Origin of the sequence: Arthrobacter sp. U41 (assembly GCF_001750145.1) — a bacterium.
Classification (GTDB): Bacteria; Actinomycetota; Actinomycetes; order Actinomycetales; family Micrococcaceae; genus Arthrobacter.
Map to the genome: position 1 here is coordinate 4,109,891 of NZ_CP015732.1, position 22,875 is coordinate 4,132,765.

19 protein-coding genes are annotated in these 22,875 nt (G+C 68.3%); 9 read left to right on the top strand and 10 right to left on the bottom strand.

Features of this window, described 5'->3' with window-relative positions; genetic code table 11:
- Positions 1-164: 164 nt before the first annotated feature.
- A complete protein-coding gene (locus ASPU41_RS18740; RefSeq protein WP_069952190.1) occupies positions 165-638 on the bottom strand; it encodes an Lrp/AsnC family transcriptional regulator in 474 nt (157 codons plus the stop codon).
- Between the two features lie 177 nt (positions 639-815).
- Between ASPU41_RS18740 and ASPU41_RS18745 the strand changes: the two genes are divergently transcribed.
- From ASPU41_RS18745 to ASPU41_RS18765, 5 genes are all read left to right on the top strand, one after another.
- Positions 816-2,228: an amino acid permease gene (locus ASPU41_RS18745; RefSeq protein WP_069952191.1), complete on the top strand. Its 1,413-nt coding sequence runs from the start codon at positions 816-818 to the stop codon at positions 2,226-2,228.
- Between the two features lie 120 nt (positions 2,229-2,348).
- On the top strand, positions 2,349-3,383 hold the full coding sequence (locus ASPU41_RS18750) for a thiamine pyrophosphate-dependent enzyme (RefSeq protein WP_069952192.1): 1,035 nt from the start codon (positions 2,349-2,351) through the stop codon (positions 3,381-3,383).
- Between the two features lie 100 nt (positions 3,384-3,483).
- Positions 3,484-4,467 (top strand): alpha-ketoacid dehydrogenase subunit beta, encoded by a 984-nt coding sequence (locus ASPU41_RS18755; RefSeq protein WP_231941398.1) that lies wholly within the window; start codon positions 3,484-3,486, stop codon positions 4,465-4,467.
- On the top strand, positions 4,460-4,789 hold the full coding sequence (locus ASPU41_RS18760; protein ID WP_056426240.1) for a biotin/lipoyl-containing protein: 330 nt from the start codon (positions 4,460-4,462) through the stop codon (positions 4,787-4,789). Before ASPU41_RS18755 ends, ASPU41_RS18760 begins: the two co-directional genes overlap by 8 nt.
- 4 nt (positions 4,790-4,793) lie before the next feature.
- Positions 4,794-5,621, top strand: a complete 828-nt coding sequence (locus tag ASPU41_RS18765; RefSeq protein ID WP_069952194.1) for an alpha/beta fold hydrolase — start codon at positions 4,794-4,796, stop codon at positions 5,619-5,621.
- A gap of 108 nt (positions 5,622-5,729) precedes the next feature.
- Here ASPU41_RS18765 and ASPU41_RS18770 read toward each other — a convergent pair whose 3' ends face one another.
- A complete protein-coding gene (locus ASPU41_RS18770) occupies positions 5,730-6,245 on the bottom strand; it encodes a hypothetical protein (RefSeq protein WP_157357063.1) in 516 nt (171 codons plus the stop codon).
- Positions 6,242-7,561 carry a WXG100 family type VII secretion target gene (locus ASPU41_RS18775; protein WP_069952196.1) on the bottom strand — a complete coding sequence of 440 codons (1,320 nt, stop codon included), beginning with the start codon at positions 7,559-7,561 and terminating at the stop codon, positions 6,242-6,244. Before ASPU41_RS18775 ends, ASPU41_RS18770 begins: the two co-directional genes overlap by 4 nt.
- Positions 7,562-7,752: 191 nt before the next feature.
- Here ASPU41_RS18775 and ASPU41_RS18780 point away from each other — a divergent pair, with 191 nt between their 5' ends.
- A complete protein-coding gene (locus ASPU41_RS18780; protein ID WP_069952197.1) occupies positions 7,753-8,409 on the top strand; it encodes a phosphoribosyltransferase in 657 nt (218 codons plus the stop codon).
- Positions 8,410-8,533: 124 nt separating this feature from the next.
- On the opposite strand, the gene ASPU41_RS18785 is transcribed toward ASPU41_RS18780, so the two are convergent.
- The 3 genes from ASPU41_RS18785 to ASPU41_RS18795 all read right to left on the bottom strand — a co-directional run bounded on the left by ASPU41_RS18785 (position 8,534) and on the right by ASPU41_RS18795 (position 12,129).
- Positions 8,534-9,889, bottom strand: a complete 1,356-nt coding sequence (locus ASPU41_RS18785) for an MFS transporter (protein WP_069952198.1) — start codon at positions 9,887-9,889, stop codon at positions 8,534-8,536.
- A 185-nt stretch (positions 9,890-10,074) separates the two neighbouring features.
- Positions 10,075-11,529 carry a 4-hydroxyphenylacetate 3-monooxygenase, oxygenase component gene (hpaB, locus tag ASPU41_RS18790; protein WP_083266618.1) on the bottom strand — a complete coding sequence of 485 codons (1,455 nt, stop codon included), beginning with the start codon at positions 11,527-11,529 and terminating at the stop codon, positions 10,075-10,077.
- Between the two features lie 60 nt (positions 11,530-11,589).
- Positions 11,590-12,129, bottom strand: coding sequence for a flavin reductase family protein (locus ASPU41_RS18795; protein ID WP_442856215.1), 540 nt, complete (start codon positions 12,127-12,129; stop codon positions 11,590-11,592).
- A 182-nt stretch (positions 12,130-12,311) separates the two neighbouring features.
- Between ASPU41_RS18795 and ASPU41_RS18800 the strand changes: the two genes are divergently transcribed.
- On the top strand, positions 12,312-13,028 hold the full coding sequence (locus ASPU41_RS18800; protein WP_069952199.1) for an IclR family transcriptional regulator: 717 nt from the start codon (positions 12,312-12,314) through the stop codon (positions 13,026-13,028).
- Between the two features lie 123 nt (positions 13,029-13,151).
- The gene (gene hpaE / locus ASPU41_RS18805) at positions 13,152-14,657 is read left to right on the top strand and encodes a 5-carboxymethyl-2-hydroxymuconate semialdehyde dehydrogenase (protein ID WP_442856216.1); all 1,506 of its coding nucleotides are present in this window, start codon (positions 13,152-13,154) and stop codon (positions 14,655-14,657) included.
- A gap of 78 nt (positions 14,658-14,735) precedes the next feature.
- Here hpaE and ASPU41_RS18810 read toward each other — a convergent pair whose 3' ends face one another.
- From ASPU41_RS18810 to ASPU41_RS18825, 4 genes are all read right to left on the bottom strand, one after another.
- Positions 14,736-16,136, bottom strand: coding sequence for an MFS transporter (locus tag ASPU41_RS18810; RefSeq protein WP_083266714.1), 1,401 nt, complete (start codon positions 16,134-16,136; stop codon positions 14,736-14,738).
- Positions 16,137-16,266: 130 nt separating this feature from the next.
- Positions 16,267-19,371, bottom strand: coding sequence for an AAA family ATPase (locus ASPU41_RS18815; RefSeq protein ID WP_069952201.1), 3,105 nt, complete (start codon positions 19,369-19,371; stop codon positions 16,267-16,269).
- A complete protein-coding gene (locus ASPU41_RS18820) occupies positions 19,368-20,555 on the bottom strand; it encodes an exonuclease SbcCD subunit D (protein ID WP_069952202.1) in 1,188 nt (395 codons plus the stop codon). Before ASPU41_RS18820 ends, ASPU41_RS18815 begins: the two co-directional genes overlap by 4 nt.
- A gap of 126 nt (positions 20,556-20,681) precedes the next feature.
- Positions 20,682-21,629: an MIP/aquaporin family protein gene (locus ASPU41_RS18825; RefSeq protein ID WP_069952203.1), complete on the bottom strand. Its 948-nt coding sequence runs from the start codon at positions 21,627-21,629 to the stop codon at positions 20,682-20,684.
- 130 nt (positions 21,630-21,759) lie between these two features.
- Between ASPU41_RS18825 and ASPU41_RS18830 the strand changes: the two genes are divergently transcribed.
- Entirely contained in the window at positions 21,760-22,872 is a 1,113-nt protein-coding gene (locus ASPU41_RS18830; protein WP_069952204.1) for an ADP-ribosylglycohydrolase family protein, read from the top strand.
- Positions 22,873-22,875 lie beyond the last annotated feature (3 nt).

Genomic DNA, 22,875 nt, shown 5'->3' on the forward strand with positions numbered 1-22,875 from the left:
CCGGTCCCCCGGGACTGTCCCGTCGTTCCGGCCAACCGCCGGAGTAGTTATGGTCAACTTGACCAGAACTAATTCTACGACGTCACCGGCCGGGCGCAAAATGTTTCAGCTCTCACATTCCGGCGGCGCCGGAGCGGGCCGGGGTGCAGCCTGGCCCGCCGCACTCACCTGGCCCTGGCGGCGGCTTCCAGCAGCGGGAGCGTGCGGCCCTGGAAGTGGGTGTTGAGCACAATCACTGAGGAGGAGCGAAGCACCGTCCGGGTTGCGATCATGGCATCGAGCACCCGCTGCAGGTCAGGATTGGAGCGGGCGGCAATGCGGGCCATCAGGTCCGAGCTGCCGGAGACGGTGTGGATTTCTATCAGTTCCGGGATCTCCGCGAGCGCCTCGACAACCGCGTCGTGCCCCAGGTCCTGATTGATGGTCAGCGAGCAGAAGGCGACCACCGGGAAACCGAAGCGGGCCGGATCCGGCTGCGGCACCCACGAGCCGATGACCCCGGTGTCCTGCATCCGGTCCAGCCTCGACTGCACGGTGGCGCGCGCAACCTTGAGCACCCGGGAGGCCTCCAGCACCGAGGCCCGCGGTGAGTCGGTGAAGAATCGGACAATCTTCGCGTCCAGAGGATCCACGTCCATCAAAAATTCCTTCTTCGGCCAGGTTTGCAGTACAAACCGGTGCGCTAGATCCGTTTACGTCCAACAAACTGTCACCATGATCTCACGGCCGACGCACCGGGACCCCGCCCTGTGGCGGTAAATTCAATAGGTCCCATAAGGACCAAAAGATCCACGACCACAAGAAGGTTCGCCAGCATGACAATGAAGTCCACCGCGGAGCGCCCCGGCCTGAAACTCGGCCACAGCATGAAGCCACGCCAGCTCACCATGATGGGACTCGGCAGCGCCATCGGCGCCGGCCTGTTCCTGGGCTCGGGGGCCGGAGTCCAGGCCGCCGGACCCGCCGTCCTGATCTCCTACCTGGTCGCGGGAACCCTGATCATCCTGGTGATGTGGGCCCTCGGCGAAATGGCCGCCGCGAACCCCAACAGCGGCGCCTTTTCCGTCTACGCCGCCAAGGCCATGGGCAGGACCGCCGGCGCAACCGTGGGGTGGCTCTGGTGGCTGCAGCTGGTCGTGGTCATCGCCGCCGAGGCCCTCGGCGCTGCCGCCCTGCTCTTCACGGTATGGCCGGTGGTCCCGGTCTGGGCCCTGTCCCTGGTCTTTATGGTGCTCTTCACCGCGATCAACCTCGCCGGGGTGAAGAACTTCGGCGAGTTCGAGTTCTGGTTCGCCATCCTCAAGGTGGCCGCCATTCTGCTGTTCCTCGGCATCGGGACCGCCCTGCTGCTGGGCTGGCTGCCCGACGTCGAGTCCCCGGGCCTGTCCAACATCACCGCAGACTTCGCCCCGGCAGGCCTGGGCGGCATCGCCACGGCGCTCTTCGTCGTGATCTTCGCCTTCGGCGGCACCGAGATTGTCAGTGTTGCCGCAGCCGAGACCGAGAACCCGCAGCACAGCGTGGCGCAGGCCATCCGCACCGTCGTGTGGCGGATCCTGGTCTTCTACATTGGCTCGGTGTTCGTCATCGCCGCGGCCCTTCCGTACACCTCCGACGCCCTGGCGTCGCCCTTCGCCGGCGTCCTGGATCTCGCCGGGATCCCCGGCGCCGGGTCCGCCATCACCCTGGTGGCCGTCGTCGCTCTCCTCTCGGCCCTGAACGCGAACCTCTACGGCGCGTCCCGGATGGTTTACTCACTGTCCGAACGCGGCGAGGCTCCCCGCTTCCTTTCCAAGCTCAACAAGGCGCGCGTGCCGGTGCTCGCCGTCGGCGTCTCCGTGGCGTTCGGATTCCTGGCCACCGTGCTGGAGCTGCTCTTTCCGGAGCAGATCCTTCCCGCGCTGTTCCAGCTGGTGGGCTCGACCTGCCTGATGGTCTGGGGCTCCGCGCTGGTGTCCCAGCTGATCCTCCGCCGCCGCGCCGACCGCGAGGGAACCGTCCTCCCGCTGCGGATGAAGGGCTTCCCGGGGCTGACGGTCTTCGGTCTCGTGCTCCTGGCCCTGATTTTCGCCGTCGGCTTCAGCAGCCCGGACAGCAGCAAGCAGCTCGTCAGCACCATCGCCCTGGTCGCCGGCATTGCCGCTGCCTGCTGGATCGGCGCCCGGCTGACCCGCAACCGCGGCGTGGAACCGGCCGAGCAGGCCGAACCCGCCGACGCCGGGAAGTAGCCGGACCGGGCTGCACAAACTGTAAAGCTAGACTGCGGTCTCGCTGACACTCTTGTGCAGTCTGGCCAGCAATTTTCCGGCTGATTGCACAGCTCCGGGCGGGTGACTAGGGTCACAACCATGGACACACTTCCCGTGGCTTCCGGCGACGCCGCCGATCCGCTCACTCCCGCCCAGCTCCGCGAGCTTTATTCGCTGATGGTGGCCGTCCGCCACCTGGATACTTCGGCCATCGCCTGGCAGCGCCAGGGCATCATCCCCGGCTACGCCCCCGAGCTTGGCCAGGAGGCGGCCCAGGTGGGCAGCGGCTATGCCGTTGACACCACCCGGGACTTCGTCTTCCCGACCTACCGCGAGATGGGCGTAGCCCGCACCATGGGCGTGGACATGGTGGCGTACATGTCCACCCACAAGGCCACCTGGCACGGCGGCCTGTACGACCCGCTGGAGTCCCGGCTCGCCCCGATCCAGGCGGTGGTGGCCGGCTCGGTGCTGCACGCCGTCGGCTGGGCCCACGGCCAGACCCTGGATCGGAAGGACGGCGTCGCGATGACCTATTTCGGCGACGGCGCCTCCTCCCAGGGCGATGTGCACGAGGCCCTGAACTTCGCCGCCGTGATGAAGACCCCCGTGGTCTTCTTCGTCCAGAACAACGGCTGGGCGATCTCGGTTCCCACCGAACGCCAGGTGGCCGGCGGCTCCGTCGCCGCCCGTGCCGCCGGCTACGGCATGCCGGCCCTGCAGATCGACGGCGACGACGTTGTCGCCGTCGTCGAGGCCACCCGGCGCGCCTTCGCGCACGCCCGGGCAGGCAACGGCCCCGTGCTCATCGAGGCCATGACCTACCGCCGCGGTCCGCACTCGACCTCCGATGATCCCGGACGCTACCGCTCACTCGACGAGGAGCGCGACGGCGCCGGCCAGGACCCGCTGCAGCGCTTCCGGCAGCAACTGCTCGCCGACGGAATCGCCGACGAGGCCTTCTTCGCCGGGGCCCTGGCCGCGGCCAAGGCCGAGGAGGAGCAGATCCGCACCGGCATCCAGGCCCTCGACTCCCGGCCCGGCACCGAAATGTTTGACCTGGTCTTCCAGGAAACCACCCCTGCCCTGCAGGCCCAGGCCGCCAACTGGCGCGAGGAGTCCGAACATGTCTAACTCGATTCTCGAAGGCGTACCCGCCGCAGGCGACAACACCGCCGACAACACCTCCGACAACACCGCCAGCAGCGCGGTAAGCCCGGCAGCCGCCACCGTGATGTCCATGCAGCAGGCCCTGAACCGGGCCCTCGACGAGGTCCTCGCGGAGAACCCGAAGACCCTGGTCTTCGGGGAGGACTGCGGCCGGCTCGGCGGCGTCTTCCGCATCACCGACGGACTGCAGGCCAAACATGGCGAACAGCGCGTCTTCGACACACCGCTGGCGGAATCCGGAATCCTGGGCATGTCCGTGGGCCTGGCAATGGCGGGGTTCCACCCCATCCCCGAGGTCCAGTTCGACGGCTTCGCCTACCCGGCCATCAACCAGATCGTCTGCCAGATCGCCCGGATGAACTACCGCAGCCGTGGCACCATGCCGATGCCCATCACCCTGCGCGTGCCCAGCTTCGGCGGCATCCGCGCCCCGGAGCACCACGGCGAAAGCCTTGAGGCGCTCTTCGCCCACGTGCCGGGCCTGAAGGTGGTCTCGCCGTCGAACCCGCACGAGGCGTACCACCTGCTCAAGTACGCCGCCACGCGCCCGGACCCGGTGATCTTTATGGAGCCGAAGTCCCGCTACTGGCAGAAGGGCGAGGTGGACACCGCCAGTCACGACGCAGCCGGCGGCTCCCCCACCGGCGCGAAGGTCATGCGCGAAGGCCGCCACCTCACCCTCGTCGCATGGGGTGCCATGGTCGCCCGCTGCCTCCAGGTGGCCGAACTCGCCGCCGAGGACGGGATCGACATCGAGGTCCTGGACCTGCGCTGGCTCAAACCGATCGACGCCGGGGCGCTGGCCGCCTCCGTGCGCAAGACGCGGCGCGCCGTCGTCGTCCATGAAGCGCCGCTGACCTCCGGGCTCGGCGCCGAGGTGGCCCAGCTGATCACCCAGGGCTGCTTCGACACGCTCAGGGCCCCGGTGGAACGCGTCACCGGCTTCGATGTCCCGTACCCCTCGGGGGACCTGGAAGACGAATACATCCCGAACATTGACCGGATCCTCTTCGGGATCCAGCGAGTATTGGAGTACAAACGTGGCTGAAATTTCCTTCCCGCTCCCCGACCTCGGCGAGGGCCTGATTGAGGCAACCGTGCTGGAATGGCTCGTGGCCCCGGGCGACCAGGTGGAGCGGAACCAGCCCCTCGTTGAGGTTGAAACGACGAAGTCAGCCGTTGAATTGCCCAGCCCTCAGGCAGGTAAGGTGGTGCGTATCCACGGCGGGCCCGGTGACAAGATCAATGTCGGCGAGCCCCTGATTGTGTTTGAGGTTCCGGACAACACCGCCGGAATCGTGGGCACCGTCCCGAAGGAAGAGGCACCGAAGCGCCGGGTCCGCCTGAGCGCCGTACTTGATGAGGACTGACACCATGAGCGGCAGACACACCGGCGAACAGCATTCCCACACCGTCGAGGGCACCGACCCCCAGCTGCATGTCGGCGTGCATGAGCCCGCGTCCGACGCCGGACTGCGCCCGGTGCTGCTGCTGCACGGCTTCTCCTCCTCCTCCAAGCTCAACTGGGAGGACACCGGCTGGCTGGCCGCGCTGCTGGAAGCCGGCCGCCGCGTCATCACGGTGGACCTGCCCGGCCACGGCCGCAGCGGGGCCCCCGAGGACATGGACTCCTACACGCCCAGCAGGATCCGCGCGGACCTGCTGCAGATCGCGTTCGACGCCGGCGTCCGGCCCCTGCGTGACGGCGACCCCTCCAGCGGGCTGGACCTGATCGGTTACTCGCTCGGCTCGCGGCTGGCGTGGGAATTCGGCGCCACCCAGCATGAGCTCGTGCACCGGCTGGTCCTCGGCGGGCCGAACGTCTCCGATCCGCTGGCTGACTTCGACCTGGTCGCCGCGCAGCGCCACCTGGCCGACGGCACCCCGATCGCCGACGCGTCCACGGCCGGGCTGCTGAAAATGGCCCAGATGCTGCCCAGCAACAATATCTTCTCGCTGCTGTCCCTCGTGGAGGCCGTCAAAAGCGAACCGTTCGATCCGGCCGAGGCGGTGCCGCACATGCCGATGCTGCTGGTGGCCGGCGAGAAGGACGAACGCGCCCGGTCGATGCCGGAGCTTGCCGCCCTGGGCGCCAAGGCGGGCGCCATGGTCGAGCAGCTGGTCCTGCCGGGCCGGAACCACACGAACGCCATCACCAGCCGCGCCTTCAAGCAGGGGGCCATCAGCTTCCTAAGCGTCTAGTCTCCCCAGCCTTCCCAAACCAACGCGGGGTCACCTTCGGCCCATCCGAACGACGCGGATGGGCGTGGAGTGACCCCGCGTTGTTTTTGCGGGGAACTGGCTGGGGTTCTAGTACTCGACACCCGGCTCGGGCTTGCCCTCCATTTGGAAGCACGCGGAGGAGGACAAAATGTTGAGCGCGTTCCGCTCCGGGTTGAATTCGATCGCGTGCCGGTAGCCTTCCTCACTGACGATCACCAGTTCCGGGTCGCCGTTGACGCTCCTCTTGTCCCTCACGGTCCAGCCGCTCTTAGCGGACCAGTCGGCCTTGATCTGCTCCAGCAGGGCCGCGCCGTCGGCGACTTCGCTGAGGACGATATCCAGGGTGCCCGGCCAGTAGAAGCCGCCGGTCTCACACTCGAAGAGGGCACGGGAGGTCTCGGTCTGTCTCGTCCTCGATACAGCCGCGGAGGGGACCACCGACAGCAGTTCATCCTGCTGCGCGCGGGTGGACTGTTTGGCGGTGGCAAGATCCATGCTGGGGCTCCGGGGTTCGGTGGCGGGTGCGCAGGCTGCCAGTGAGGCTGCCAGGCAGAGGACGGATACGGCGTAGGACAATCGTGAGGGATGCCTGGCGGTGTTCATTTACGGCGCCCAAATACCACGCGGGCGATGTCCTCGCGGGCTTCCCGGTTCTTGTTATCCTGTGCGCTGGCGATCAGGCTGTGGTTGTCTATCTTGGCCATCGGATCCGTTGTGATCTTTACCGGGCCGACCTGATAGTTCCTGGCAGGGTCATCGTAGATGTGCTTCGTAAACGCCGGATCCTCCAGCGGGTAGTTGTCGCCCACAAGGCCCAGCCGCTGCGCGGTGGCCAGCGCATCAAAGTCATAAGCGAAATGGTGGTATTCGGTCTCCGGATCGGCCTTCCAGCCGTCCGGCATCCAGGCACCTGAAAGGGAGAGCTGTTTGTCGTAATGTGTCCCGTACATTTCAGACGACGCTACCGCAGCTTCGCCCCAACTGTGAGACACCGCCACCGTCCGGGAGCCGGGCGGGTTCTGCACCGCGAGACCTTCTTCGAAATCCGCGAGCTTTTGGCCGGCCTGCTCCCCAAAGCTCTTGTCCGCTGACTGCACGAACGTCTGGTCCTGGGGGAACCCACTGTTCTTGTAGACAAAAGCCGCCGTGCTGCCGTCCGGATCCGACTGCTGCAGGAACGCCGCCATTTTCTGGGCGCCGCCCGAATAGAAGTCCTCTGCTTTCGCAAAGGTTCCCGGGACGTACGTCAGGACCGTCGTGGTGCCGCCGTCGTACCGGCCAATCAGCTCGATGAGATTCCCGTTGACGGGATCGTAGGCGGCGAGACTGATCTGTCCGTCGAGTACCCGCCGAAGGTATCGGGCCTCCTCGCTCCCGCCGTGTCCGCTTGCCTCAAGGCCCGCCAGTTGCCCGGAGGCGGCAACCCGGTTGGCCTCGATCCTGCTGGCGATCGGGAGTCCGTCCAGGTTGCCGGCCGTCAGCGGGTGGAGCCGGGCGAACTCGGCCTGCCGTTCCTCCCCGAGACCTGCCCACCATTCCTGGACCTGCTGAGGGGACATTGCCCCGAGTCCGGCCGATGTGGGAAAGGCAGCGGACGGCGCCGCCGGCAGTGCCGTGGCCGCGGGCCCGGCGACTGACGTGTCGGCGGCTCCGCTGGCATTTTCTTGCTGGTCAGCGTTGGCCGCGAGCTCCCGCTGCATCTTTTCCAGCAGCTGGACGGCCCGAATCATGGAACGCGAATGGCTGGTCTCCCAGTCCGTTCTGAACGCTCTGGCATCGTTTCCCTGCCAATACCCTGACGCGGTAAGCTCCGATGCCAGCCGGCGGTGGAGGGTGCTGAGCGTCAGGGCGCTGCTTCCGGCCTGCGACGCCAGCGTGCGAAGGTGCGCCACGTCCGCGCCGTAAAAGCTTCCGGCCATGGATTCCCCCAAGTCATCCCCCCATTGACGGGTCGGCCGGCACGGTCAACCCGTGGACATGCTACAGCGTTTTTCCATTCGATGGATGGATAGAACTCCCCGCAGGAATACCGGCCCCGATCTCGCGCCGCTTCCCCTGCCGGACGTAGGCTGGCCGCACCGGAATGGGCCGGAACCGGAAGAGGGCCGCCATGGGCATGCGCTTCACAGACCGCGAGCAGGCAGGCAGGCTGCTGGCCGCTGCCCTGCCCCAGTTCCGAGGACGCCCGGACACCGTGATGCTGGGCCTGGCTCGCGGCGGGGTCCCGGTTGCCGCGGCGGCCGCCGCGGCGCTCCGGCTGGACTGGGACGTGCTTCCGGTCCGCAAGCTGGGGATTCCCGGGCAGGGGGAAACGGCCTTCGGTGCGCTGGCTGCGGTCAACGGGCGGGTGGTGCAGGTATTGAACCGGCCTTTTGTGGATCAGCTGCTTGAGCTGGGGATCCCACAGTCAGCACTCGATGAGGTTGCGGGGTTCGAGCAGGCGGAACTTGAGCGCCGCGACCGGGCCTATCCGGGGCCGCGGCTGCCGCTGGCAGGCAGAACCGTGATCGTGGCCGACGACGGGATGGCCACCGGGGCGACGATGCGGGCCGCGGCCGAAGCGGTGCGGGCGGCCGGTGCGGCGACCGTCGTCGTCGCCGTTCCCGTCGCCTCGCTGGAGGCACAAACGTCCCTGCAGCAGATCGCCGACGCCGTCTTCAGCCTCCTTATCCCCGGCCAGTTCCGCGCCGTCGGCAGCTACTACCGCACCTTCCGGCAGGTGCGGGACGACGACATCGTCCGGCTACTGGGCACCCGGCCCGCCTGAACAGCAACGCGGGGTCAGATCCGGCCCATGCGGAGCCACTTTATGGGCGCGAGGTGACCCCGCGTTGGCTTAACGGCAGAGGGGCACGGACCTTGCGGCCCGCGCCCCTCTGGCTTGCTTGGTGTTAGTGCCTTGCCGCATCATCCGTTGCGCCGTGGCTGACGCCGAGCGCGCGGCCCTTGGTTTCCCCGGCCAGCAGGACGCCGACTGCGGAGATAACGCACAGGATCATGATGTAGATGCCGATGGAACCGGTCCACCCGGTGCCCTGCAGCAGGGCCTCCGCGATGGTGGCCGCGAACGCACCGCCCAGGATGGCGCCGAAGGCGTAGCCGATCGAGATGCCCGAGTAGCGCACGTTCGCCGGGAACATCTCGGCGTACATTGCGGACATCGGGCCGTAGGACAGGCCCAGGCCGATGGTCAGGACGAACAGCGCGACACCGTAGAGCACGATGTTCTTGGTGTCGATGAGGGCGAACATCGGGATCATCCAGGCGAAAACGATGCCGTAGCCGATCAGGAAGGTCTTGACGCGGCCGATCTTGTCCGAGAGCCAGCCGCCGACCAGGGTGAAGATGAGCCAGCCGAAGGACGCCAGCGTGGTGGCCAGCAGGATCTGTGCGACGGGCATCTTCAGGGACTTGGTGGCGTAGGAGATGAAGAATGCGATCAGCAGGTAGCCGGCAGCGTTGTTGCCGATGAAGATCATCGTCGAGTAGAGGACGGCCTTCTTGTGCTTGCGGATGAGCTCGCCGAGCGGCGCCTTGCTCTCTTCCTTGCGGTCCTGCATCTCCTTGAAGACGGGGCTCTCAGCGACGGCGCGGCGGATCAGGTAGCCGACGACGATCAGCACGATGGAGAGCAGGAACGGCACACGCCAGCCCCAGGACGCGAAGTCTTCCTTCGACATGCTGGTGTTGAGGAAGTACAGCAGGCCGGTGGCGAGGATCATGCCGACCGGAACACCGATCTGCGGGTACGCGCCGAACAGGCCGCGCTTGCTCTTGGGTGCGTGCTCGACGGCCATCAGGGCGGCGCCGCCCCATTCACCGCCGGCGGAGAAGCCCTGGATGACACGGAGCAGGATCAGCAGGACCGGGGCCCACACGCCGATCTGGGCGTAGGTCGGCAGCATGCCGATCAGCGCCGTGGCGGCACCCATCATGATCAGGGTGAAGACCAGCATGGCCTTGCGGCCGAGACGGTCACCCAGGTGGCCGGCGACGATGGCGCCCAGCGGGCGGAACAGGAAGCTGATGCCGATAAGGGCAAAGGACAGGATCTGCGCCAGGCCCGGGTTGGAGGCGTTCAGCGGCGCCAGGAACAGCGGGGACAGCAGGGTTGCCGTCAGCTGGGCGAAGATGAAGAAGTCGTACCACTCGATGGTGGTCCCGACCAGGGTGCCCGCGAGGACCTTGCGTTCCTCATGCTTGCTGCTGGGGCCCGCCTCAGAATCGACACTTGAAGTTGCGGTCATTGGAACTCCGTTGCTGGGGGCAGAGGTACTGCCCGGGGTGGGTGCGATGCGAATAACTGAATGCCTCTGGCATTTACTGATCGAACGGTCAGTTAGTATTCAGAATCTTACTATGAAATATGCGCTAGGTCACACATTTTGAAAAAAGGCTTCCCGCTGCCAATAAATGACACCGGAGTGCCCGGTCAGTCGGCCCGGTTCAGGAACTCCCGGACCCTGGCCCGGACGGGCTCACGGTCATAGCTGTTGACCATGGCCGCGGCCATCCTCACCGGATCGCCGAAGAAGAAGTACTCGTACAGCGACTGCCGGCCGGAGAACCCGGAGACCGAGGCGTCGAAGGCCAGCTTGAACAGCCGGACTCGCTCCGGGCCGGTCAGCGACTTGCCCTGCAGGTACATCTCGATATCGGCCCGGGCGTCGCTGTTGACGTCGGCCTCGCCGGGAAGCGCCATCAGCCCGGAGGCGGAGAACTTCCTGATGATCTGCGGGAACCGCTGGGCGACTTTCGGGTACCAGTTGCGGGCGGCGTTCAGCGTGGACCACTTCGGCAGCATAACGCCGGCCTCGTTGAGCGCCGCGTCCACTTCGGAGGCCCGGACCAGCGCCTTGCCGATCTCGACGTCGACGATCAGTTCGGCGATGTCCTCCTGGATGTGCTGGAAACCGTCGATGCCGATCGAGTCGGCGAGTTCGGAGGCCAGGCCCAGGAAGAACTCGCTTTTCGCGATGGTCCTGGTGACCACCTGGTGCGTCATCAGGGCGCCGGCGCCGGTTTCGGAGTAGAAGCCGTTGCACAACTGCGGATTGCCGAGCATGAAAATGCGCTCGTTGGGGACGAAGACATTGTCGAAGACCGCGACGGCGTCCATTTCCTCGTAGCGCGACGCGAGCGGCTCGTCGTGGGTGCTGCCGCCGTTGTACAGCGAGGTGCGGCACAGGTAGCGCAGTCCCGGCGCGTCGTTGGGGATGGCGAAGGCGTAAGAGTACGGGGCATCCTCCGGCGTTCCGCGGAGCACGGTGGACGGGAAGACCAGGAGCTCGTCCGCGATCGGGGCGATGGTGGCCAGCATCCTGGCACCATGGACGACGATCCCGTCCTCGCGCTCCTCGACAATCCGGGCCGATAGCTGGCCGCCGAGCTGTTCGGAGCCGGAGACGGAGCGGTTGACCTGCGGCGGGATCAGGGTGTGCGTGGCGAGGACGTCGTTTTCACGCGCCCACTCGTAGTAGTTGCGGATGTTTTCGCCGAATTTGGGGTCAGCCTGGGAAAACCACTTCTCGGCCGTGCTGAGGGCGGTGAGCGAGGAGTTCATGTAGTCGCCGGAGCGGCCCAGGAAGCCGTTGGAGGACTCGGCCCAGGTGGAGATGGCGCGACGGCGGCGCTCGAGGTCCCCGACGGTCTTCGGCACCAGGAAGGATGCGTTTACCAGGTCCCCCGTGGTGGGCGAGGTGTACGTCAGCGCGTCCTGGTACTTGGGGTCGTGCTGCATATCGAAGAGTTTGGCGTAGGAGCGCGCCACATTCCGGAACGCGGGATGCTCGGCGATCTTCTCGCTGATAACCTCGCCGTCGATCACCACGTGCGGGGTCATTCCATTGAGCTTGTCCAGGTACTGCTGTCCGGTACGGATACCCATTGTTTATCTCCAGTCGTCGTTGAGCTGAGTCGTAAGAGGCGGAGTTGGTGGTGCGGAGGGTCAGAGCAGGTCCTCCATCCCCAGCTGGCTTTCCGGGATGGTCGTGAAGGTGCCGTTCGCGAAGGCCAGCGCGTCGCCGTTGCGGTAGTTGAAGTCCATTACCTCGCCGATGTAGAGCGTGTGGTCGCCGCCGTCGTACGCCGCCCAGGGCTTGCATTCGAAGTAGGCGAGCACGTGGGAAAGCCGGGGAGCCGTCTCGCCCTCGACCCAGAGCGGCTCGGGTCCGGGGCGGCCGGCGAAGTGCATTGCGAGCTGCCGCTGTTCCGCACCCAGGATGTTGACCGTGAAGGGCCTGCCGGCGAGCTCGTCGTGCGCCTTCGCCGTGCGGGCGATACTGACGAGCACCAGCGGCGGGTCCAGGGACACGGAGGTGAAGGAATTGACGGTGATGCCATGGCGCTTGGTGGCGCCGTCAAAGGTCACGATCGCGACGCCTGTGGCGAACCGGCCCAGGCTCCCGCGGAAGTGCTGGGCCCGGGGTCCGGACGTACGGCCCGGAACAACCGGAACGGGTTCGGTGCGGGGCCTGGCAATCATCATTGATCCCTTGCATTTGCCGATGATGTTGTGGGGGCGTGTTCTGCAGCTCTTGTCCTGACGGCAAAATTGTTCTATAATCGAACACGTAGTTCCCATATGGAACGCTAGCGCACTGTGAGGCGGAGCACAAGGGCCGTCCGGTGCATCCCGGCTTCACGACCGACCGCACCTAGGATGGACCCATGACCCCGACCGCCGGCAGCGCCCAGGCCTCCCCGTCCCAGACGTTGTCGCGCGGCATCCGCGCCCTGGAAATCCTCGCCGAAGCCGAGCACCCGCTGACCATCGCCGAACTCGCGGATGCGATGGGGGTGCACCGCTCCGTGGCCTACCGGATCCTCCGCACCCTGGAGGACCACTCCCTGCTGGTGCGCGACGACGGCGGCCGGGTCCAGCCCGGCCCGGGCCTGGCGGTCCTCGCCCGGGGAGTTTCGCGGAACCTGCAGACGGCGGCCCTGCCGGAGCTCACCCAGCTCGCCAATGCGCTGATGATGAGCGCCTTTGTTGCCGTCTGGGACCACGAGGAATGCGTCACCCTCGTCACCGTGGATCCGCGCCACACCGGGGCCACCGTGGTCCAGCATCCCGGCTCCCGGCATCCGATCAGCGCCGGCGCCCCCGGCATCGCAATCCAGTCGGCCTTGTCAGACCAGGAATGGGCCGACGCCGCGCCCGGCATCCCGTACCGGGCCGAAGCGGCCGAGGCGCGACGCCGGGGTTATGCCGCCAGCCACGACGAGGTTATCGCCGGCGTCTCCTCGCTGGCCGTCCCGATCCGGGTGCCGGGCGGGCGGCCGGCGGCCCTCGGCGTTGTCTACATCCGCGCCGCCCAGGACCCTGCCGAGGTCGCCGCGGCCCTGGCTGCGAGCGCCGCGCGGATCGAAAGCCAGCTGGGCTGATGCCCGGCCTTGCCCGGGCCGGGGGGCCGGGCTCCCTTCGAGGTAATGCTTGACAAGCGGTACGGTCTCCGGCAGTTTGTATCGTATACGATTTCGTACTCAATGAGGAGAATGATTATTTCCATGGCTGAGCACTACATCCCGGACGACCTCCCGACCCGCATCCGCCACTACATCAACGGCGAATTCGTTGACTCCGTCAGCGGGAAGACCTTCGACGTGCTGGACCCGGTGTCGAACGAAACGTATGCCACCGCCGCGGCCGGACAGAAGGAGGACATCGACCTGGCCGTCGCGGCCGCGCGCAAGGCCTTCACCAGCGGCCCGTGGCCGCGGATGAAGCCGCGCGAACGCGCCCGCATCCTGAACAAGATCGCGGACGCCGTCGAGGCCCAGGAAACCCGCCTGGCGCAGCTGGAGACCTTCGACACCGGGCTGCCGATCACCCAGGCCAGGGGCCAGGCCCTCCGCGCGGCGGAGAACTTCCGGTTCTTCGCGGACCTGATCGTGGCCCAGTTCGATGACGCCATGAAGGTCCCCGGCGCGCAGATCAACTACGTCAACCGCAAGCCGATCGGCGTCGCCGGGCTCATCACGCCCTGGAACACTCCGTTCATGCTGGAGTCCTGGAAGCTGGCACCCGCACTGGCCACCGGCAACTGTGTGGTGCTCAAACCCGCCGAGTTCACGCCGCTCTCGGCGTCCCTCTGGGCGCAGATCTTCAAGGACGCAGGCCTGCCCGACGGCGTGTTCAACCTGGTCAACGGCCTCGGCGAGGAGGCCGGCGACGCGCTCGTGAAGCACCCGGACGTGCCGCTGATCTCCTTCACCGGCGAAACCACCACCGGCAAGACGATTTTCCGCAACGCCGCGGAGAACCTCAAGGGCCTGTCCATGGAGCTCGGCGGCAAGAGCCCGGCGATCATCTTCGCCGACGCCGACCTGGACGCCGCGATCGACTCCACCCTGTTCGGGGTCTTCTCGCTCAACGGCGAGCGCTGCACCGCCGGGTCCCGCATCCTCGTCCACCAGGACATCTACGAGGAGTTCTGCGACAAGTACGCCGCCCGCGCCAAAAACATCGTGGTCGGTGACCCGCACGACCCCAGGACCGAGGTCGGCGCCCTGGTCCACCCCGAGCACTACGACAAGGTCGCCCGGTACGTCGAGATCGGCAAGTCCGAGGGCCGGCTGCTGGCCGGCGGCGGGCGGCCCGAGGGGCTTCCGACCGGCAACTACATTGCACCCACGGTCTTCGCCGACGTGATGCCGGACGCCCGGATCTTTCAGGAGGAGATCTTCGGCCCCGTGGTCGCGATCACCCCGTTCGCGGACGACGCCGAGGCGCTGGCTTTGGCGAACAACACCCGGTACGGGCTGGCCGGCTATGTCTGGACCAACGACCTGACCCGCGCGCACAACTTCTCGCAGAACCTGGAGGCCGGCATGGTCTGGCTCAACAGCCACAACGTCCGGGACCTCCGAACCCCCTTCGGCGGCGTCAAGGCCTCCGGCCTCGGCCACGAGGGCGGCTACCGCTCGATCGACTTCTACACCGACCAGCAGGCCGTCCACATCACCCTCGGCACCGTGCACACGCCAAAGTTCGGCGCCTCGGCGGCGCGGTAGCCCGTGCGCTATCACTTCGGTCGTTCCGGGGCCCTGTGTGCAACTACACCTCATAGGGCAACCGCGGGTCAGCCTGCGTTAGTTGGGGGCCGTTGCCCTGTTCCGTCGCCGGGACACGACGGCGGCTGCCGCACCCAGCAGGAACAGTGCCGCCGCGGCGCACACCGGCACGAGGAACGCCGCGGGATAGCCGTGGTTCTGCGCCAGCGGCCCCGCGACGGACGAGCCGATCGCGGTGCCGGCGACGATGCCGCTGGCCAGCGCCGTCATGACCGTGCCGAGTTTTCCGGCCGGGGCGGCGAATCCGCCAATCGCGAAGACCGTGACCATCAGCGGTCCCACCGGCAGCCCCAGGACAAGCAGCACGAGGACCATCGGCAGAGCGGTCGAGGGCAGTAGCAGCAACAGCGAGAGACCCGCCATCAGCGCCGCGCAGGCCAGCCAGCGGGCGTTTGCGGTGAACCGCCGGGGCCAGTACGCCACCGAGAGGGCAGCCGCGGCGGAGCTCAGTCCCATCACCGCGTAGAGCAGGCCGGCCAGCTCGGAGGTGGCGAAGCTGGCGGAAAAGGAACTCAGCGAGGTCTGGGTGGAACCGAAGAAGGTTCCCATGCAGACCATGGCCAGTACCGGGAGTCCGACGGCGGCGAAGGCCACCGCACGCTGTCCGGCGGTCCGGGAGGCCCGGAGCTGTTTGTCGTGCGCCGCGCCGGCCACGGTCCGCGCCGGCGTCCGGACCACTGCGTGATGCGTGGGGTGCACGGCAAAGGCCGGGACGAGCGTGATGGTCAGTGCCGCGGCGAGGGCGAGCGGCAGCCACGGTGTGATCATGCTGGCGAGGATCCCCACCAGCGCCGGGCCCAGGACAAAGGTCAGTTCGTCGGCGGTGCTTTCATAGGACAGGGCAGTGTCCAGGTCCGCGGGGCTCGCGCCGGGTCCGCCCCGGGAAGTCAGTGCCATCCAGCGGACCCGGGCCAGCGGTCCCACCTGCGGGCAGCTGGCGCCGGCAACGAAGGCAGCCACCAGGACGGGGACGGCCGCGGCCAGGTCCCGTCCGCCGGGAATCAACTGGGCGGCGAGGATCAGCGCGATGACGGCGACGGTGTTGAAGACGGCGGCGAAGATCAGCACGGGGCGCTGTCCCAGCCGGTCCGCCAGCGCGCCGAGGACGGGGGCGCCGAGGGCCGAACCGATGCCCACCGCGCCGGCCGATACCCCGCCGACCGCATAGGAGCCGGTGACTGCCGTGACCAGGGTGAGGGCCCCGACGGTGAGCATCGCGAGCGGGAGGCGGGCGAAGAGCCCGATCGGGATAAAGCCTCGGCCGGCAAGCAGCGGAAGCCGGGCAAAACGCCCGCCAGTGTGTGTTGCCCGCGGCGGGGCTGCAGGTTCCGGCGGAGCTGAGGGCACGGAAGGTGCAGCGGTTTCAGGACGGTGCGGCGCCGCGGCGGCGGGCACCTGGGAAGACGGTGAAAGGGCCATGATTCCGGGTTCGTTCAATGGTGCGCATCGTCCCTCCTCCCGATGCGCGCGACCCGGTAACGCCCCAAGTCTAGCCCCGCCGGGCCCGCGCAGCCGGTCAGTGCCGGATCGCGCCGGGCCGGGGCGGGTGTCAGCCCTCGGCGTCGTCCGAAATGTGCAGGGTGGAACCGTTGCGTCCCTTGACCACCTGCAGCTGGGTGCTGATGCGCTGTTTCATCTCCCCCACATGGCTCACCAGCCCGACCACACGGCCGCCGTCCCGGAGCCCTTCGAGGGCGTCCATCACCTGTTCCAGAGCCTGTTCGTCGAGGCTGCCGAATCCCTCGTCCACGAACAGTGTCTCGATGTCCACACCGCCGGATTCCTGCTGCACCACGTCCGCCAGCCCAAGGGCCAGCGCGAGCGAGGCCATGAAGGACTCACCGCCGGACAGCGTTGCGGTGTCGCGCCGCTGACCGGTCCACTGGTCCACCACTTCCAGGCCGAGACCGGATTTCGCACCGCGGGCCGCTCTGGCGTCCGTGTGCTGCAGGGTGTAGCGGCCGTCGCTCATCCCGATCAGCCGTTCCGAGGCCGCCACCGCAACCTGCTCAAGCCGGGCGGCGAGGACATAGCTGTTCAGGCTCATCCGGTAGTTGTTGTCACCGGCGCCCCGGGCCGCGTCGGCGACGGCGGTCAGCAGCTGCGCCCGTTCGCGCGGTTCCCGTCCGGCTGCCGCGAGCTGAGCGTAGTTCGCGGTGATCGTGCCCAGGGTCCGCACGGACTTTTCCGCGAGACCGGCCGCGAGTTCCGCGTCCCGGGCAGAGCGCTCCGCGGCGGCCGCGTCCGCACGGAGCCCTTCTACACGTTCCTCGGCGAGGGGGCCTTCCGTTTCCAGCTCGTGCGCCGCCAGCACGAGTTCCTCGCTGGCAAAGAGTTCCCCGATCCGGGCCGCTTCGTCCTGTGCGGCGCGGACCGCAGATTCCAGTGCAGCCGCGTCCGCGGCCGGAAGCAGCACGGCCCGGGCCGCATCCGCGGATTCGAAGCCGGTGCCCGGAAGTGCGAGCGCGAGCTGCTGCCGGGCATCCCCGGAACGGGCTGCGGCCTGTTCGACCCGGGCCCGCGCCGCGGCGGCGCGTTCCAGCACGGCCGTTGTGCCGTCCAGCGCGGTGATCCGGTCGGCCAGGACCGGGTGGCCTGCCCGGAGTGTGTCGAGGGCAAGTTCAAGGGAATCGGCTTGCTCCTGGACTTCCGTGAGGGTGGATTCGGTCTGGGCGATACTGGACGCAGCGGCCGTCCGGGCCTGCTCGGCGCCGGCGATCTGCTCATCCAGTTCGGAGTGCCGCGCACGGTTGACGGCGAGGTCATCCGCGGCGCGGCGCGCTTCGGCGGCACGTTCCCTGGCCAGGGTGGCGTCCTGGCTGGCGTCCTCGGGCGCGGTGTTTCCGCCCTGGGCCGCCAGCACGGCGATGTCCTGCTGGGCATCGGAGAGTTCCCGTTCGAGCGACGCGAAGGCAGCTTCTGCGGCCTCGCAGGCCTGCTGCGCGGTTTGTTCGGCCTCTGCCACTGCCAGCGCTGAAGCGGCGGCGGGTGCGGGGACCGGATGCTCAGGGCTACCGCAGACCGGGCACGGGACTCCGGCCTGCAACTGGGAAGCGAGTTCGGCCGCGGCATTGGCCAGCCGCTCCTCGCGGAGATCTAGCCAGCGCTGGCGCCGGTCCTGGTACTCCTCCCGGGCGCCGCGATGGCGTTCCGCAACCGCTCCGCAGGCTTTCTGGGCCGCGGCGTAGCGCCGGACCAGGACCAGGAGCTCCTCGGCAGCGGCTGCCTCCTTCGTCCGCAACGGCACTTCCGCGGCGAGCTCTTCGAGCGGACGCAGCCCGGCGAGCAGGGCAACAGATTCCTGCCGCAGGGCGGCGAGGACGGCAGCCCCGGACGTCTGTGCGTCTTCCAGCTGGGCCACGTCCCCGCGGAGGTTGTCGATCCGGCCCCGCAGTCCGGAGAGCCTTGCTTCGTCGGGCAGCCGCTCCTCCAGCACCGCACGCAGTGAACGGAGTCCCCCCAGCGCGGACCGGAGGGCACCGCCGTCGAACGCGGAGCCGTCCGCAGCGCCGTCGCTAATGGCGGGGGCAGCGGAGATGGAGCCCGGGTGCCCGTCCGCCGTTCCGTTGCGCAACATGGCAAGTTCGGGGTCGGTGAGGGAAGCTGAGTGCAGCTCTTCCGCGGCGGCGGCCATGGCGGCCGCGGCCAGTTCTTCCGCCAGCCCGGCACTGTCCACCGCTTGCAGTTGCCCGCCCAGGACCTCGGCTTTGCGGTGCAGGCCCAGCTGTCCGCTCCGGGCGGCGGCGTCGGCGGCGGTGGCCTCAACCTCGGAGCGCCGGCGTTCCGCCGCGGCCAGCCTGGCCTGTCGGGCAGCGCGCGCCGTCGCGGCGTCCCTCTCGTGCAAACGGTCGACGCGCAGCCTCTCGGCCTGCAGCGCGGCCGCGCGGCGCTGCTCCGCGGCAGTGGCCGCATTCTCCCCGAGCCAGGCCAGGAAGGAGTCCGGATCGATCCGGTCAGGAGCATCCGCCGTGTCGAGCTCAAGCGCCGCTGTTTCGGCTTCCGCCTGGGCGAGCAGGAGCTCGAGCCGGCCGTTGAGGCCGGCGACCTCGGTGCGGGCGGCCTGCGCCTTCCGGCCGAGCTCCTGTTCCACGGCTTCGAAACGCTGGGTGCCGAAGAGGCTTTGCAGCAGCTCCAGGCGGTCGGCTGCTTTGGATCGCAGGAAGGCCGCGAAATCGCCCTGCGGCAGCATCACCACGCGGGTGAACTGCTCCCGGTTCATACCGAGGACCCCGGCGATCTCAGCGCCGGCTTCGTCGTTGCGGCCGGACTTCTCGGTCCATTCGCCGTCGACGCGTTCGCGCAGCACGGTATTGGCCTGCTGGACGGTGAAACCCTTTTTGCCCCGGGCGCTGGGTTTGTCCCAGGCGGGAGAGCGCGAGACCTCGAAGTGCCGCCCGCGCGCGGAGAACTCGCAGGTGACCCGGGGCTCCACGGTGGCCCCGGCGTGGTCGCTGCGCAGCCGTTTTCCGTCCTGCCGCGCCCCGGGCACCGAACCGTAGAGCGCGAAGCAGATGGCGTCCAGGACGCTTGTCTTGCCGGCGCCGGTGGGACCGTTCAGCAGGAACAGTCCGTGCGCGCTCAGGCGGTCGAAATCGATGTGTTCGGTGCCGGCGAAGGGTCCGAAGGCGGAGATTTCCAGACGGTGGATCCTCACAGCGAAATTCCTTCCAGGCGCACGGATTCCAGTGCTTCGGCCAGGGCAGCTGCCTCACGGTCATCGGCTGCCCGGCCCCGGACGTGCTCCAGAAAACCGCAGCAGATGGACAGGTCATCCGTGGCCTCGGCGAGTTTGCTGCTGTAGCTGGTTCTGGCGGCGGCGCCGGCACCTTCCGGGTCGAACCCCAGGACCAGGGTGTCGGGGAACCGCGAGCGCAGTCTTTCCATGGCCTGGGCCGGGCGCTGCGCGTCGGTCAGGGTGATCTGGCAGTAGGCGGATTCCGCCCACGCGAGATCGCCGGCAGAGAGCAGATCCTCCAGTGTGCCGCGCAGCACGGCCAAGGTCCGGGGCGCCTCCCAGAGCACCTCACGGACCTCGCCGATGCCGCCGGCGCCGACGTCCAGGAGCCAGCTGCCCTTCTTGTGCTGCGCTTCCGAGAAGGAGTACGCAAGCGGGGAACCGGAGTATCGGACGGAGGGCGAGAGCGTCTGCCGGCCGTGCAGGTGGCCGAGCGCCGTGTAGCCGAAGCCGTCGAAGAGATCCAGCGGGACGGCGCCGACCCCGCCGATGCTGAGGTCCCGCTCGCTGTCGGAGCTGATCCCCCCGCTGGCGAAGGTGTGGGCCAGCACCACGGAATGGACCGTCCGGGTCCCGGCCCGGGCCGCAAGATCGGCCCGGATCCGTGCGGTGGCCGCCCGGGTCACCTCGAAGTGGCTGGCGGTTTCGACGCCGAGCTGTTCGGCCACCAGCCGCGGCTCCAGCCAGGGAATGCCGTAGATGGCGAGCAGCGGCCCGGCGCCGCCGTCCGTGTCCGCACCGACGTCGAGCGGGAACAGCACAGGCTGGTCGAGTTCGGCGAGCCGGGTACGCAGGTGCACTCCTCCGCGTTCCAGCAGCCGGGAGGCGAAGCCGAGCCGGATGGCCGAGTCGTGGTTGCCGCTGGTCAGCACTACCTGGGCGCCGGCGCCGGTCAGGCCCACCAGGGCGTCATCGAGCAGCCGGACGACGTCGACCCCCGGAAGGGCGCGGTCGAAGACGTCGCCGGCAATCAGGACAACGTCGACCGACTCATTCCGCACGAAGCTGACCAGCTGCTCGATGAACGCGCGCTGGGCGTCGAGCATCCCGACGCCGTGGAAGGACCGGCCCAAATGCCAGTCCGAGGTGTGCAATAACCGCATGCTCCTACGGTATCGGCTGGCACCGACGGTAATGCGCCAACGCTCCGCAACAGCAACGCGGGGTCACCCAGCGCCCATCATCCGCCGCCGGATGGGCCGGAGGTGACCCCGCGTTGCAGGTGCGGGTTACTCGCCGCGCTCTCTTCGCTCTCCGCGTTCCCCGTCGAAGAAGGCGCGCGCATCATCGCTGCCGGCAACCGGTCCGCCGCCGGCCGCGGGTCCCCGTGCCGGCACCGGCATCTCGTCCTGGGCGTCCACGTCGCCGGCGTCGTCCAGCTCGTCCACCGCAGCGTTCACGGGCACGGGGGCCGGGGTTGACTGAGCGAAGCCGCGGAAAACAAGTCCCGCGAGGGCCGCGCCCACCAGCGGAGCTACCCAGAAGAGCCACAGCTGCCCCAGCGTGTCGGAGCTGCTGAAGAGCGCGGACGCGGTGGCGCGCGCCGGATTAAAGGCAGTGTTGCCGGCCGCCTGGCCGAACTGCAGCAGGACCGCCATGGTCAGGCCGACGGCGAAGGGCGCGGCCAGCCGTGACGGGTTCCGGGCGGCGGTGGTGCCCAGGTAGACGGCCACGAGCAGGGCAGCACCGAGCACCTCAATGAGCAGCACACCGGCCAGCGGGACCTGGATGATGGAATTCTCGCCGAAACCGGCGGTCACCGTGTCAAAGGCGGTCCGGGTATCGGCGATGTTGGGGACGGTGCGCAGGATACCGAAGAGCGTCACCGCGCCGAGGAGCGCGCCCACCAGCTGCGCGCCCACGTAGGCCCCCGCGTCAGCGAGCCGGATGCGGCCCGCAATGGCGTTTCCCGCCGTAACAACGGGATTGAAGTGGCCGCCGGAGAGGTACCCGAACGCCAGCATCGCCGCCGTCAGTGCCAGCCCCGCGGCCAGGGCGGCGGAGAGCGGGTTCGACTGCGGAATGGTGAACAGCGGAACGCCCAGCCCGGCGACCACCACGAAGAAGGTTCCGAGGGCCTCGGCGGACGACCGGCCCAGCAGCCCGGGCCGCAGTTCGTCATCGGGAGTGGCGGCCGGCCGGTCGGGCGACGCGAGGGCTGACGCAGGCGTGATCATGTTCAGGGATTCCTTTGCTTGGGGGTCAGCGAGCAGTCTGTCAGCGGAGTCTGGACGTTGGCTGGAACCGGACTGGAACCCCAACGTGGAGTGCCGGCTCCCGGTGGGGACGGGGGTAAAATTCTTAGTCATGAGTAACGAGCCCGTCATCACGCCCGCACTGGCACCAGCCCCCTCGCACGAATCCCGGATCCACGGCTGCCTGCTGGGCGGCGCGCTCGGTGATTCGCTGGGGTACGCCGTCGAATTCGACGACATCTCGGCCATCCGCGGGAAGTTCGGCCCGGAGGGACTGCAGGATTTTTCCGCTCTCGACGGCGGCAGCCACTTCTCCGACGACACGCAGCTCACGCTTTACACCGTGGACGGGCTGCTGGAGGCGCTGGAGTGGGCCAACTCGGGGGTGGGCGCGGACACCAACGCCTGCCTGTGGCTCGCCTACCTGCGCTGGCTCGGCACCCAGGGCGTGGCGGTTCCGGAATCGGCACCGTTCCAGCCGCCCCGCTGGATCGACTCCCACGTTGTCCTCAAGCACCGCCGCGCCCCGGGGAAGACCTGTTTGACCGGACTGGCGACCGGGGAGATGGGAACGTTCTACCGGCCGGTCAACCCGGACTCCAAGGGCTGCGGCACGGTGATGCGCTCGGCCCCGTTCGGCCTGATCCCGTACATCGAGGCCGGCGCCGTCTACAAACTCAGCTCCGACGCGGCCTCGCTGACCCACGGGCATCCGGCGGCCCGGCAGAGCGCGGGCATCTTCAGCCTCGTCATCCATGCCCTGACCGCCGGACACGGTCTGCGCGAAGCCGCCCACTTCGCGCTCGGGGAACTGGGCGCGGGCCATCTGCGCAAGGGCGAAGAACCCGACCCGGACGTGGTCGCGCGGCTGGAGGCTGCGCTGCGGCTGGGCGGCGCGGGGGACCCGCTGGCCCCCGAGGAGCTGGTCCGGGAACTCGGCGAAGGCTGGGTGGCCGAGGAGGCACTCGCCGTCGCGCTCTACGCGGTGCTCGCCACGGCGCCGGATCCGGCGGCTGCCGGGCACCCCGAGACCCACTTCCGCGCGGCAATCGCCCTCGCGGTGAACCACAGCGGGGACAGCGACTCCACCGCGTCGATTGCCGGCAACATCCTGGGCACCTTCTACGGCGAGGACTGCCTGCCGGCGCAGTGGCTCGCAGCGCTTGAGGCCCCGGAGGTCATCCGGGGCATGGCGTCGCGGCTGGCAGCAGTAACCGGAGCCTGAACC